This is a genomic window from Martelella sp. HB161492, from assembly GCF_013184775.1.
GTDB lineage: Bacteria > Pseudomonadota > Alphaproteobacteria > Rhizobiales > Rhizobiaceae > Martelella.
On record NZ_JAATVV010000002.1, the window covers coordinates 364,573 to 377,491 of the forward strand.

General features: G+C 58.3%; 12 protein-coding genes. 2 read left to right on the top strand and 10 right to left on the bottom strand.

What is annotated here, in order from left to right:
* Window positions 1-8 precede the first annotated feature (8 nt).
* On the bottom strand, window positions 9-707 hold the full coding sequence (gene rpiA, locus HCK86_RS04570) for a ribose-5-phosphate isomerase RpiA (RefSeq protein ID WP_176083282.1): 699 nt from the start codon (window positions 705-707) through the stop codon (window positions 9-11).
* A 261-nt stretch (window positions 708-968) separates the two neighbouring features.
* Window positions 969-1,889 (bottom strand): hypothetical protein, encoded by a 921-nt coding sequence (locus HCK86_RS04575; RefSeq protein ID WP_176083283.1) that lies wholly within the window; start codon window positions 1,887-1,889, stop codon window positions 969-971.
* An 834-nt stretch (window positions 1,890-2,723) separates the two neighbouring features.
* Between HCK86_RS04575 and gph the strand changes: the two genes are divergently transcribed.
* Entirely contained in the window at window positions 2,724-3,392 is a 669-nt protein-coding gene (gene gph / locus HCK86_RS04580) for a phosphoglycolate phosphatase (RefSeq protein ID WP_176083284.1), read from the top strand.
* Between the two features lie 98 nt (window positions 3,393-3,490).
* Here the strand turns inward: gph and HCK86_RS04585 are convergent, their stop codons facing one another.
* Together HCK86_RS04585 and HCK86_RS04590 are read right to left on the bottom strand one after the other, a co-directional pair.
* Window positions 3,491-5,437, bottom strand: coding sequence for a L,D-transpeptidase family protein (locus tag HCK86_RS04585; RefSeq protein ID WP_246739450.1), 1,947 nt, complete (start codon window positions 5,435-5,437; stop codon window positions 3,491-3,493).
* Window positions 5,438-5,626: 189 nt separating this feature from the next.
* Window positions 5,627-6,292, bottom strand: coding sequence for an MIP/aquaporin family protein (locus tag HCK86_RS04590; RefSeq protein WP_176083285.1), 666 nt, complete (start codon window positions 6,290-6,292; stop codon window positions 5,627-5,629).
* Between the two features lie 544 nt (window positions 6,293-6,836).
* Between HCK86_RS04590 and fumC the strand changes: the two genes are divergently transcribed.
* Window positions 6,837-8,228: a class II fumarate hydratase gene (gene fumC / locus HCK86_RS04595; protein WP_176083286.1), complete on the top strand. Its 1,392-nt coding sequence runs from the start codon at window positions 6,837-6,839 to the stop codon at window positions 8,226-8,228.
* Between the two features lie 64 nt (window positions 8,229-8,292).
* Here fumC and HCK86_RS04600 read toward each other — a convergent pair whose 3' ends face one another.
* From HCK86_RS04600 to sufD, 6 genes are all read right to left on the bottom strand, one after another.
* The gene (locus HCK86_RS04600) at window positions 8,293-8,913 is read right to left on the bottom strand and encodes a LysE family transporter (RefSeq protein WP_348641040.1); all 621 of its coding nucleotides are present in this window, start codon (window positions 8,911-8,913) and stop codon (window positions 8,293-8,295) included.
* Window positions 8,910-9,365, bottom strand: coding sequence for an Lrp/AsnC family transcriptional regulator (locus HCK86_RS04605; RefSeq protein ID WP_176083287.1), 456 nt, complete (start codon window positions 9,363-9,365; stop codon window positions 8,910-8,912). The genes HCK86_RS04600 and HCK86_RS04605 overlap by 4 nt, the downstream gene beginning before the upstream one ends.
* A gap of 180 nt (window positions 9,366-9,545) precedes the next feature.
* On the bottom strand, window positions 9,546-9,929 hold the full coding sequence (sufA, locus tag HCK86_RS04610) for a Fe-S cluster assembly scaffold SufA (protein WP_176083288.1): 384 nt from the start codon (window positions 9,927-9,929) through the stop codon (window positions 9,546-9,548).
* A 71-nt stretch (window positions 9,930-10,000) separates the two neighbouring features.
* Window positions 10,001-10,381, bottom strand: coding sequence for an SUF system Fe-S cluster assembly protein (locus tag HCK86_RS04615; protein WP_176083289.1), 381 nt, complete (start codon window positions 10,379-10,381; stop codon window positions 10,001-10,003).
* 10 nt (window positions 10,382-10,391) lie between these two features.
* Entirely contained in the window at window positions 10,392-11,642 is a 1,251-nt protein-coding gene (locus tag HCK86_RS04620) for a cysteine desulfurase (protein WP_176083290.1), read from the bottom strand.
* On the bottom strand, window positions 11,635-12,906 hold the full coding sequence (gene sufD, locus HCK86_RS04625; protein WP_176083291.1) for a Fe-S cluster assembly protein SufD: 1,272 nt from the start codon (window positions 12,904-12,906) through the stop codon (window positions 11,635-11,637). The genes HCK86_RS04620 and sufD overlap by 8 nt, the downstream gene beginning before the upstream one ends.
* Window positions 12,907-12,919 lie beyond the last annotated feature (13 nt).

Sequence of the window (12,919 nt, forward strand, 5' to 3'; positions counted from 1 at the left end):
AACTCCTGTTACTGGCTTGCTTCGAGTGTGCGCACGCCATCCGCTCCCGCGACGATGGCCAGCGTTGCAATATTGATAAATAGACCATGCTCCACGACTCCCGGAATCGCGTGTAAGGCATCAGACAATGCCTGTGCATCGGGAATGCGGCCAAATGATGCATCGAGGATATAGTGTCCGCCATCGGTCATGAAGGCTCCATCGCCCGAACGCCGCAGGTCCATATGCCCGGAAAGTCCGAGTCGCGTGGCAGCCTTTTCGATGGCAAGGCGCGTCGCGCCCGAGCCAAACGGGTTGATTTCGATCGGCAGCGGAAAGGCTCCGAGCGTTTCAACGACCTTGGTTTCATCGGCAATGACAATCATGCGATGCGAAGAGGAGGCAACGATCTTCTCGCGCAGAAGGGCGCCCCCGCCGCCTTTGATCAGCGTCAGCGCCGGATCGATTTCGTCAGCGCCGTCAATGGTCAGATCAAGCTCAAGCACTTCGTCGAGTGATTTGAGCGGGATACCGAGTTCCAGGCACTGCCGCGCCGTACTCTCCGATGTCGGCACGCCGATGATCTCGAAACCTTCGGCAACCTTTTCACCAAGCAGGGCGACGAATTCCCGTGCGGTACTTCCCGTCCCGATACCAAGCCGCATTCCGTTCTCAACATAGCCAAGAGCCGTTTCGGCAGCTTTCACTTTCAACTGACGCGCGTCCATGCGTCCAGTGCTCCTCTTTTTCGTATCTGGCTTAGTACACGCCAAGAACGACAAACAAAAGACCCTTTGCACCAATTCCCATTGATCTCTTATCTTGCGAACAGCTGCGCAGGCCGGGCACAGGTGCTGCTGGCCTGCCACACTGGCGGCTTAGCGCCACCTGCGAGCGACCGGATAGGTCGCCTGATCGCAAGAGATTTAGGCCTTCTTTCAAAATGGCAGGAATCCGATCACAGATTGCAGAAAAAAGACCGTCCGATATCAGGCCATCAGCCTGTAGAATAAACGCAATAACCGCATATATTTCTTGCGCCAGCGCAGCGTTCGGCGCTGCCTTTCTGTGTGCGGTGGCGCATGCTCGGCCAGGCTGCTGTGATTGACCAAAGCGCTGTCGATAAACAGCCGGCCACCATTTGCGCAGATCATTTTGTTGAAGGCCACATGCTCGCAGATCTGGTCATTATCCTCATCCATGCCGATATATAGGCAGCCGCGGATTGCCGAAAAGCGATACAACGCCAGACCACCGAAAGCACTTTCAACTTCGAGACGCCCATGATCACGGGGCAGAGAAAAGCAGATGCTATCGATATTCGGCATGGCAGCCTGCTTGCTTCCTTTTCCCGGCACCGCGGAAGCCCGATTCTTCCAGACATCGGTCGGGCAGATGGTGGGATGCCTCAGAGCCCATAAATCGTAATAGGCATCGGGCTGATTGGCAAACAGGCCAGCCCAGCTGCCGTCATCGGTCTCGATCAGATGCGTAAGGTAGTCAATGTCGATTTCTGAATTCACATCGTCGAGATCAAGCAGCAGGTAATAGGCACTCTCCGGGAGCTCGACAGCCTTTTCCGCCAGCGAAACAAGGTGATTGCGCAGAAAGGCAAGCCGGTCACATCGTTTCCAATGCCGCACCTCGATGAGACGGAAGCTCTTGAAGATGCAATGCGGCTGCACCTGTGCGAATTGCGAGAGAATTCGCTTGGTGTCATCGACAGAACTGTTTTCCAGAAAAATGAAGTGTGATCGCTCAAACCGGGCGGCCAACGCAGCGAGCTTTGGCAGGAGTGAAGTCAGCGAATGCGCGCAATCCCGGGCCAGTCCGGCGATCACAAGCTCCGGCCCCTTGCCAACATGAATCGAATCCTGCCCCCCTCGTTGTTTACAGACTTTCTCGAGCAATCTGCCCCCCTAGTATACTCTTGAATATAGAAACATAAATCCAAAACAAAGTCGGGACACACAGTCCTAACTTATTTTGAAATATATTTCCATACGATTATTTTCAATATATATTACGTTTATATTTCATGTGTAATTTACACAAACATAATTCTTACTTATAATTTGTTTGATGAAAATAAAACATACTATACTTTGAAATGCGCCCGCCGGCCCCTTTGTGCCGCGGAACAGAACGTATTTTGTCAGCCATGAAGGAGAGCAGGCTTGTCGAATCAAGCTTTGCAAGAGCCACCGGAAACCTCACCGATCACTCAGGACAGACCGCAGGAATAGGTGATCGCCGGACTGGCCCGCGACTATGCGCATTCCCTTGTGACCCTGCTGCCCAAGCTCACCGCCCTGTCGGCGCAGCTTGCGCGATCACATTTCATTTTTCCGGAAGTCAGTTTCGCCGGTGACACCCGGCGACTTCTCTCGCAATTCGCACAGGTGCGACCGAATTGCATCTTCAAGACTTACCCTCTTGTCGATGGGCGTTACCTGAAACGCTCGGACCGGGGCGCCCATTTGCGCAATCGCCTGCTAAAGTTATCGGAGATAAGTAGATTTGCCTGCGCCGTTTGATCCAGGCCACAACGTCACAACAGAGACCACGCTAGAGAGAATGCTGTCGCGGAGGCACCCGTCGGCGGTACGCCCTGCGGGAGGAATTTTCTTGCCGAAATTCGCTGCCGAACGCTCTTCCCTCAGCAGCGTGTCCGGCGATATCCTCGGCCATCAGACGACCTGAACGGCATTCACGCCGAAAAGCCGGAGCAAAAAGGAAATACAATGCCATCGACACTGGTCATATTCGACCTCGACGGGACGCTGGTCGACACAGCGCCGGATCTTATCGAAAGTCTCAATCACGCCATTGAAGTCGCTGATCTGCCGCCCTTTTCCCTTGAACAGGTCAATATCCTTGTCGGACGCGGCGTCCGCGTGATGATTGAACGCGCTTTTGCCTTTCATCAAAAACAGCTCGATCCGGAAATGTTCGAGCTCTGCTTCAACCGCTTCACCGAGCATTACATTGCCAATATGCCAGGTCAGAGCCGGCCCTATCCCGGCCTGGAGGCAGCGCTCGACCGGCTTGATGCCGCCGGGTTTGATCTCGCGGTCTGCACCAACAAGCGCGACGGGTTGACGGACCGCCTGCTGTCGGGCCTCGCGCTGAAAAACCGTTTCAGCACCATTATCGGCGGCGATTTTCCCAACCGAAAACCCGATCCCCGCCATGTCCTGGCAACGATCGAAAAGGCCGGTGCGGCAAAGGCCAACAGTGTCATGATCGGCGACAGCGCCAATGATATCGGTGCGGCAAAGGCTGCAGGCGTAGCCACCATCGCGGTCAGCTTCGGCTATACCGACAAGCCCGTGAGCGAATATGGCCCCGACCGGATCATCGATCACTATGATGAACTGACCGCCGATCTGATCACCAGCCTTGTCGGCTGACACATTTTCGGCGCTGCGACCGGGCAACCTGATCAGCAACAAAAAAGGCGCGCTCCGCAGGGAACGCGCCTTTTTAACAGTAAAGGATGATCAAAGGATCAGCTGGTCTCGCGCACATCCGTCGTCGCCGAGATGGCGCGGCCGAGATACATGTCGCGGTCATAGACGTCGTTGTAATACTGAACCTCGCCATTGGCATCCGGCCAGGCGGTGAAATAGGTCAGATAGACCGGGAACTGGTGCGGAACATCGACCTGATGGTTCTCGCCCCCGGCGATATTCGCCTCGATATCGCTCACCGGAACGCCCAGAACGGCAGCGGCCATCTTGTTCGGATCCGACAAGCGCACGCAGCCATGGCTGAGCGCACGCATGTCACGCGAGAAGAATTCCTTCTGCGGCGTATCATGCATGTAGATCGCATGGCTGTTGGGGAACAGGATCTTCAGATCACCGAGTGCATTGCGTTCGCCCGGCGGCTGGCGGACATCGACCATCGGCGCGGCAGCCCAGTTGACCGAGGCAGAGGAAATCCGCTTGCCGCCAATGCTGACTTCATAGCCGATCTGATCGAAGTAGGCCGGATTGGCCCGCAGCTTCGGCAGATATTCGTTGATGATGATCGACCGCGGAATCCCCCAGTAAGGGTTGAATTCGACCGTCTCGATCTTGTCCATGAAGAAGTTGGTCTGATGAGTCGGGCTGCCGACAACCACGCCCATGTCGAAATTCTGGCCGTGATCATCATGATAGTAGACCCGGAAGGCCGGCTGGTTGATGAACACATAACGCGCACCCAGATCGTCGGGCAGCCAGCGGCGACGCTCCATGGCATCGACGACCTTGTCGATCTTTTCAACATTGGTTTCGACATCAAGCGCGCGAATGGTTGCCGGACCAACCACGCCATCGGCCGACAGATGATTGGCCGACTGGAAATCCTTCACCAACGCAACGAGCTCGGGGGAATAGACCGGCTCATCGGCATATTGCGCGAAAACATCGGCATGGTCGTTGCGGAACTCGGTCGGGCTCTTGCGCCAGATCGCCTTGACCAGCTTGGATACCTGATCATCGGTCTTGCCCGGATAGATCATCGTCCCCGGTGCGAAAACGATCGGCTCGACACCATCTTCGGTATGACGCAGCTTTTTCAGTTCGCGCTGAAGCGCTGCAAACTGGGCATCATGCGGATTCTGGTCCAGCAGGAAAGCCGCCTGATCGTCACTCGTCGAAAGCGCATCGAGCTTGGCAACGAAATCGATCTTCTTGCGGTCCATATCATGATAGTCGGAAATATTGTCCGGGATGATCCGGCCACGATAGGCATCGGAGGCATAGTCGAGTGCGCGGGCCGACAGGGCCAGCTCGAACTGCATCAGCGCCTGATTGTTGGCATCACCATCCTCGGGCAGATCGGAAAGCTCCGGCAGGGCAACAGCGTAATCGGCAGGATCCAGACCGACCGCCTGCGCCTTCGTAAAGAGATCGAGAACAGCCTTCGCCTGATCCGTGACCGCGCCGTCCTTGACCCAGAGCAGCGCGCCACCATTGCCGTAATAGTCTTCCAGGGCGCTGGCCACATCCTTTGTCGCCCGGACCTTTGCGGTGGTCAGAGCCTGACGCGGGTCATCCGCAGGGATGGCAACGGTCTGTTCCACCGCATTGCCAGCATCGCTCTGAACCGGCGTATCGGTCGAGATCGACGCAACTTCGGCCTGCGGCTGCGGGCCGATCATCTGGTCATCAGCAGAGATGGATCCCGTCACCACCGGATCGCGAATATCCTTGATCGCCACCTGGGTGAGCGGTTCCGGCTTATAGGTAAAGTATTTGGGAGCCTGGACCTTGGGAACATAGACCGGCTTTTTCTCTTCGGTGATTACCGGAACAGTCGGGTTGACCACGGGCCGTTCGGCCTCCTTGCTGCGCCCGCGTATGATATCCATCAACGTCAATGCGTTGGCGCTGGACGGCACGAAAGCGGCCGATACAGCGAGCGCCAGTGCGAGCGATGATACGCGAGTAGCCAGATGAATGCGCAATTTTCTTCCCCGTAGTTGAAGGAAACAATGATAGGTCACCTTACCCCGTCGCCCCTATAGCCTCCAATAACATTTCTGCTACCTGTCAATCATATCGTGGGTTGTGTTGAACTTTGACAACACCTGAGGGCGAATGGGCGATATGGTATTTCAGCGGATTTTAACCAAGTGCAATTAACAGCCTGTTAATCACCTCTTGCGCGCGGCCAGGAATATTGCGCTGCAGTAATGACCGGCAAAGCCACCGACAAACTGAAACAGAATGAAGGGCAGGACATCCTGCAGACGGATGCCCGCATAGGTATCTGAAAAGGCTCTGGCAAAGGTAACTGCCGGATTTGCGAAGGAGGTTGACGCCGTGAACCAGCAGGCAGAGGCGATATAGAGAGCCACGGCTGCCGCCACCGAATCAGGCTTGCTGACACGCACGCAGAGAATGGTCAGCATCAGCCCGAAGGTCGCCACCCATTCGCCAAGCCACTGCCCGGGTCCGCTGCGGATGTGATCGGAGACCTGAAGGATAGGCAGGTCGAACATGGCATGGGCAATCCAGACGCCGAAAACGGCGCCGGCGCATTGCATGACGACATAGATGGTGGCGTCGACAAAGCCGATCTCACCGCGCTTGAGGAAAACGCTGGTCACGACGGGATTGAAATGGGCGCCAGACACCGGCCCCAATGCGAGAATGAGAACGTAGAGGATCGCCGCCGTCGGGATGACATTGCCGAACAATGCCGTACCCGCAGCACCAACCGACAATGTGTCGGCCATGATGCCGGAACCGATCACCGTTGCCAGCAGCGCGGCAGTCCCCACGAATTCGGCCGCAGCGCGACTCACACGTTCATTCATTCTACTCTCCCGAAACGCCACGCCCTCCCCGGACATGGATCAAAGACCTGACCGGAACGGGGTGTGCCGATCGGATTTTTGATTTACGTACATCATCACTAATTCACTTTGATCTCAATCGAATTCCGCTGCGAAATCTCATCAGCCTCAGGAAAAAAGCCGCACAATGCGCCATTACCGATCAGCGGCGGACAAAAGGTCGCAGCCTGTCGTCCGCAATGCCGGCGATGCGATGATCGTCCATCGCTGCCCGGCGGGGTCACTGACGATCGTCAGCCTGCCAAAATGCAACAAAAACATCGGCGATCGCGCCATGGCATACGTTGCAAAGCGCCAGAAACCGTGATCCCGGCCGCCAAAAGCCGACATTTGCGAGACCGGCCGCCGCCGTGACCGGCTTTCTTCCCCCTTAAACCGAATAAGTTCGGCAGGATTATTGACAGATCACACATTGGCGCGCGATTGCATGTTGCAACGTCATTTGACCGGATTTCTGAAGAACTGCATGGCGCATTCCGCCATTCCCGAGAGAGGTAGAGGAAACATGACTTCAACCCGTATCGAAACCGACACCTTTGGCCCGATCGAGGTCGCAAGCGATCGCTACTGGGGTGCACAGGCCCAGCGCTCGCTCGGCAACTTCAAGATCGGCTGGGAAAAGCAGCCGCTGTCGATCGTGCGTGCGCTTGGCGTGGTCAAGCAATCGGCCGCCCGCGCCAATATGGCACTCGGCCGCCTCGACCCGAAGATTGGCGAAGCCATCATTGCCGCCGCTCAGGAAGTCATCGACGGCAAGCTCAACGACCATTTCCCGCTCGTTGTGTGGCAGACCGGTTCCGGCACCCAGTCGAACATGAATGCCAACGAAGTCATTTCCAACCGCGCGATTGAAATGCTTGGCGGCGAGATGGGATCGAAGAAGCCGGTCCATCCCAATGACCATGTCAATATGAGCCAGTCGTCCAACGATACCTATCCGACGGCCATGCATATTGCCTGCGCCGAGCAGATCGTTCACCACCTGCTGCCGAACCTGAAGCACCTGCAGCAGGCCCTGGCTGCCAAGGAAAAGGAATTCGCCGCGATCATCAAGATCGGCCGCACCCATACCCAGGACGCCACGCCGCTGACGCTCGGCCAGGAATTCTCCGGCTATGCCGCGCAGGTTGCCTCCGCCATCAAGCGCATCGAGCTGTCGATGACCGGGCTTTACGAGCTCGCCCAGGGCGGAACCGCTGTCGGCACCGGCCTGAACGCACCGATCGGCTTTGCCGAAAAGGTTGCCGAGGAAGCAGCCAAGATCACCGGCCTGCCCTTCGTCACCGCACCGAACAAGTTTGAGGCACTTGCCGCTCACGACGCCATGGTCTTTGCCCACGGCGCCATCAATGCAGCGGCGGCCGCCTGCTTCAAGATCGCCAACGACATCCGCTACCTCGCCTCCGGCCCGCGTTCCGGCCTCGGCGAACTGGCGCTGCCGGAAAACGAGCCGGGCTCATCGATCATGCCGGGCAAGGTCAACCCGACCCAGAACGAAGCCATGACCCAGGTCTGCGCCCATATCTTCGGCAATCAGGCAGCACTCACCTTTGCCGGCAGCCAGGGCCAGTTCGAGCTCAATGTCTACAATCCGATGATGGCCTACAACTTCCTGCAGTCGGTGCAGCTCTTGGGCGACGCCGCCCTCTCCTTCACCGACAATTGCGTCGTTGGCATCAAGGCCCGCGAAGACAACATCAAGGCAGGTCTGGAACGCTCGCTGATGCTGGTGACCGCGCTCGCGCCGAAAATCGGCTACGACGCTGCCGCCAAGATCGCCAAGACCGCGCACAAGAACAACACCACGCTGCGTGAGGAAGCCCTTGCAACGGGACTCGTCACCGAAGCTGACTATGACGAGCTGGTCCGTCCGGAGCTGATGATTGCGCCGCACTGATCGGCCCACGCTTTCTTTGTGACATGATGATCCCGGCCGGAAACGGCCGGGATTTTTTATGCCCTCACACCTTCAGCGCCGCTGCCACCGCGACCATGCCGAAACCGATCAGAATGCCTCCGGAGACGCGCGCGACCCAGTGGGCGAAGCTTTCCGGCAGGCGGTGCCGGACGATGGCGACGAGGCCGGACAGGAACAGCCACCACATGAGCGAACCGCAGAAAATGCCGAAAACGACGACCAGTGCCGCCTGGCCGCGCCCGACATCGGCAAGACCGAAGCCGGCAAAGATCGCGGCAAAGGACAGGATCGTCGCCGGATTGGCGATGGTCAGCAGATAGGTGGTGGCGAAGGTCTTGACGAGATCATTGCCCGCCGTCTCCGGTGCAGCCTCGGCGCCGCTGCGCCGCATGTCGCGCCAGCCTAGAAAGATCAGAAACGCCCCGCCTGCAACCGCGAGCGGCATCGAAATCACCGCCAGCACGGAGGAAAAGGCCGAGAAGCCGAAGGCCGCCAGCGCACCATAGGTGGCATCCGCAAGAGCGGTCCCGAACCCGCCGGAAAAGCCCGCAAAAAATCCGCGCCTGAGCGTCCGGTTGATGCAGAGCGCGCCGATCGGCCCGAGCGGCGCGGCGATGGCAAGGCCGATGACCAGGGATTTGATGAGCAGCGGCATCAGCATCATGACGGATCTCCATCATCTCGAAATGAACGTTCTCGTACGGTGGAGAGCGTGATGATTGTCTCGCTGGCGGCAATGTAGCCAGCCCTTTTGAGTTCGCCCAGAAAGGCCTCGACATCGCCGAGCACGGCGAAGCGCAGTTTCAGAAGATAAGACCAGCGACCCGACACATGATGGCATTCCAGCACATCGCAATGGCGTGCCATCGCCCTGCGGAACGCCTCCTCATCGGCATCAGCAGCCAGCAGGAGCTGGATGAAGACCAATACGCTTTCATCAAGCGCGCGATGGCTGACCTCGACGGTAAAGCGCCGAATCACGCCGGTCGCCTGCAGCCTGCGAATACGCTCGTTGACCGCCGATTGCGACAGACCGACCGCCGTCCCGATATCGGCAAGCGAACGGCGCGCATCGGCGCCAAGCAGGTTGATGATCTTGCGGTCTGTGCGGTCCATGATGATCCGTTCCACCCAATAGCACGAGCACTGACACGCCCCAGCGTCAATGACAAGAAATTCAGCCGGCAGAATACAAAAAGACCGCAAATTTTGCGGTCTTTCACATGTCTGACCGCTGAATTTGCGGCATGATCAAAGAAACTGGCTTCGGAGCAGACGTCAGGCGCGCCCGAAGGCTCAATGCGCCGCTTCGCGCGCCTTGGCCAGTTCCGCCAGATCGGCGGCCTTGAGTTCGACGGATTCGCCGCAGCCGCAGGCAGATGTCTGGTTCGGATTGTTGAAGACAAAGCCGGTTTTCAGCTTGGTGACTTCGAAATCCATTTCGGTACCGAGCAGATAGAGCGAGGCAGCCGGATCGACCCAGACGCAAGCGCCATCGCGCTCGGTAAGGTCATCGCGCGGGTTCGGCTCGCTCACAAGACCGACTTCATATTCCATCCCGGCACAACCGCCCTTCTTGATCGAAACCCGGATGCCCTTTGCATCAGGGCCCGAGGCGGCAATGATTTCGCGCACGCGACCGGCGGCGGCATCGGTAAGGGTAATGACCTGAAAGCCCATTTTCTTCTCCTTCAACATCCGGGTTCAAGGCCCGGCGCCCAGGTTCAATGTGTGTGCTGAAGGCCGGCCGGTCAATACCAGCCGACGGCAACCTTGGCTTCTTCCGACATGCGGTCGGGCGTCCACGGCGGATCAAAGGTCATTTCGACCTCGACGCCGGACACGCCTTCAACAGCGCCGACAGCATTTTCCACCCAGGCCGGCATTTCACCTGCAACCGGGCAGCCGGGCGCCGTCAGCGTCATGGCGATCTTCACCATCCGGTCATCTTCGATATCGATCTTGTAGATCAGACCGAGCTCGAAAATATCGGCCGGAATTTCCGGATCATAAACCGTCTTCAGCGCCGAGACGATATCATCGCCAAGCCGGGCCAGTTCCTCGGCCGGGATTGCCGATCCATTGTCTTCAAGCTTTAGCTCTTCCCGATGATCGGGGTCTTCAAGTGCCATGAAATGCTCCTCAGGCGAAGAAGGATCGCGCATAGTCGAGAGCCTCGACCAATGCATCGACTTCAGCCTTTGTATTATACATGCCGAAAGATGCGCGGCATGTCGAGGTCACACCGAAACGGGTGAGCAACGGCTGGGCGCAATGGGTACCGGCCCTGACAGCAACGCCGCGCCGGTCAATAATCGTCGAAATGTCGTGCGCATGCACGCCTTCAATGGCAAAAGAGAAGATGCTGCCCTTGTCCGGCGCATTGCCGAAAACCTTCAGCGCGTTCACATGCGACAGCTGCTCGCGCGCATAGGCGGTCAGCGAAGCCTCATGTTCAGCGATCGCCGCCCGGCCAACGCCTTCCATATAATCAAGCGCAACGCCAAGCCCGATCGCCTGCACGATCGGCGGTGTACCGGCCTCGAAACGATGCGGCGGCTCGGCATAGGTGATCCGCTCAAGCGAGACCTCACCGATCATCTCGCCGCCGCCCTGAAACGGACGCATCGATGCCAGCCGCTCGGCCTTGCCGTAAAGCACGCCAATGCCGGAGGGACCATAAAGCTTGTGGCCGGTGACCGCATACCAGTCACAGTCGATATCCTGAACATCGACCGGCATGTGAACCGCGCCCTGCGACCCGTCGATCAGCACCGGAATGCCGCGTTCATGGGCAATACGGCAGACTTCCTTGACATCGACGACCGTACCGAGCGCGTTCGACATATGCGTCAGCGCGACGAGCTTGGTCCGCTCCGTCAGGCACTTCTCGAAGTCCTCGATATGGAACACGCCGTCATCATCGACCGGCGCCCATACGAGCTTGGCACCCTTGCGCTCGCGCACGAAATGCCACGGCACGATATTGGCGTGATGCTCCATGATCGAGATGACGATCTCGTCGCCCTCTCCGATATTGTCCATCGCCCAGCCATAGGCGACCGTGTTGATCGCTTCGGTGGAGGATTTGGTGAAGACGATCTCGTCAACGGATGGCGCATTGAGGAAACGGCGCACCTTCTCGCGCGCCGCCTCATAGGCATCGGTTGCCGCATTGGAAAGAAAATGCAGGCCGCGATGCACATTGGCATATTCGTGGGCATAGGCATTGGACACCGCGTCAATGACAGTCTGCGGCTTCTGTGCGGATGCACCATTGTCGAGATAGACCAGCGGCTTGCCATAGACCTCGCGGGCAAGGATCGGAAAATCCGCCCGGATCGCCTCAACATCATAGGCGGGTGACCCCGTCTTTAAAACAGCCTCATTCATGACGCTCCAGCCAATCCGCGATGATCGCCTCGACAGCGCCGGAGATCTCTTCGCTTTCCAGTTCCTCGACGATCTCAGCCACGAAGGCATTGATCAGCAGGCCACGGGCCACCTTTTCCGGGATACCGCGCGCCATCATGTAATAGAGGTGAACGGGATCCAGATCGGTGACGGTCGCCCCATGGCCGCACTGCACGTCATCGGCAAAGATTTCCAGCTCCGGCTTGGCAGAGAAGGAACCGTCATCGGTCATCAGCAGCGTGTTGCAGGCCATCTTGGCATCAACTTTCTGCGCATCGGGCGCCACCCGGATCATGCCCTGGAACACACCGCGGGCGCGGTCGAACACCACATTGCGGATCGTCTCTGTCGAGGTCGTGTTGGGCACGTTGTGGCCGAGCGTGAAGGTGATGTCGGTGTGGGTATCGCCACCGAGCAGATTGACGCCGCGCAGCATCAGATCGGCACCCTCGCCCACCACATCGCAATCAATCTCCTGGCGCACCAGCTTGCCGCCGGCATTGACCACCAGAAGCTTCAGCTTCGCGTTCTCGCCAAGCGAAATCGTCAGCTTGCCAAGATGCGTATCGGCAGCGCCCTGACGCTGCAGGATGATATAGGTCACCTCGGTGTCCTTGCCGAGGGTGAGCGCGGTTACGGCGCTCACAAGCGCCGGCGCATCACCTGGTGCAACATGCTGTTCCACCAGCGTTGCAGAAGCGCCGTCACCAATGGTCACCGCATTGCGGGTATGGGCCTGGCCGCCGCTGTGCACCGCCTGAATTTCCACCGGCATGGAAAGCGCCGCGCCTGCCGGCACGTCGACGACATAGCCGTCGCTGACCAGCGCGCCGTTGATCACCGCAATCGCATCATCGCGACGCGACACCGCAAGCGCCTCGGCATAGCCGCCCTCGCCGATAACATGGGCAAGCGTCCTCACCGAGACACCGCCCTCAAGGGCTGTGTCGCGGGCGGCGCCGTTATTGAGCTTCAGCACGGAAGCCCCTTCCAGCAGCGGCGCAACACCGCCGACGCTCTCGCCATCGGCTTCGGGGATGGCGCGCAGCAGGCTCTTGAGATCCGTGTAATGCCAGGCCTCGACACGGCGTGTCGGCAGACCGGTGGTGGAAAGCGCACTGACAAGACGGTCACGCGCAGTTGTCACGTCCGCATCGCCCGGCAATTCACCAAGCTTTGCGCCGAAGGAGGCGATCAGCGCCTGTTCGGCCGCTGTCAGTACGATATTTTTTTGCACGTTCATCACGCTCTCCCGG

What these genes read in the sequence shown, in the direction of transcription:
- rpiA (WP_176083282.1), bottom strand. Translation starts at nt 707, where the DNA reads ATGGACGCGCGTCAGTTGAAAGTGAAAGCTGCCGAAACGGCTCTTGGC.
- gph (WP_176083284.1), top strand. Translation starts at nt 2,724, where the DNA reads ATGCCATCGACACTGGTCATATTCGACCTCGACGGGACGCTGGTCGAC.
- HCK86_RS04590 (WP_176083285.1), bottom strand. Translation starts at nt 6,292, where the DNA reads ATGAATGAACGTGTGAGTCGCGCTGCGGCCGAATTCGTGGGGACTGCC.
- fumC (WP_176083286.1), top strand. Translation starts at nt 6,837, where the DNA reads ATGACTTCAACCCGTATCGAAACCGACACCTTTGGCCCGATCGAGGTC.
- HCK86_RS04600 (WP_348641040.1), bottom strand. Translation starts at nt 8,913, where the DNA reads ATGATGCTGATGCCGCTGCTCATCAAATCCCTGGTCATCGGCCTTGCC.
- HCK86_RS04605 (WP_176083287.1), bottom strand. Translation starts at nt 9,365, where the DNA reads ATGGACCGCACAGACCGCAAGATCATCAACCTGCTTGGCGCCGATGCG.
- sufA (WP_176083288.1), bottom strand. Translation starts at nt 9,929, where the DNA reads ATGGGCTTTCAGGTCATTACCCTTACCGATGCCGCCGCCGGTCGCGTG.
- HCK86_RS04615 (WP_176083289.1), bottom strand. Translation starts at nt 10,381, where the DNA reads ATGGCACTTGAAGACCCCGATCATCGGGAAGAGCTAAAGCTTGAAGAC.
- HCK86_RS04620 (WP_176083290.1), bottom strand. Translation starts at nt 11,642, where the DNA reads ATGAATGAGGCTGTTTTAAAGACGGGGTCACCCGCCTATGATGTTGAG.
- sufD (WP_176083291.1), bottom strand. Translation starts at nt 12,906, where the DNA reads ATGAACGTGCAAAAAAATATCGTACTGACAGCGGCCGAACAGGCGCTG.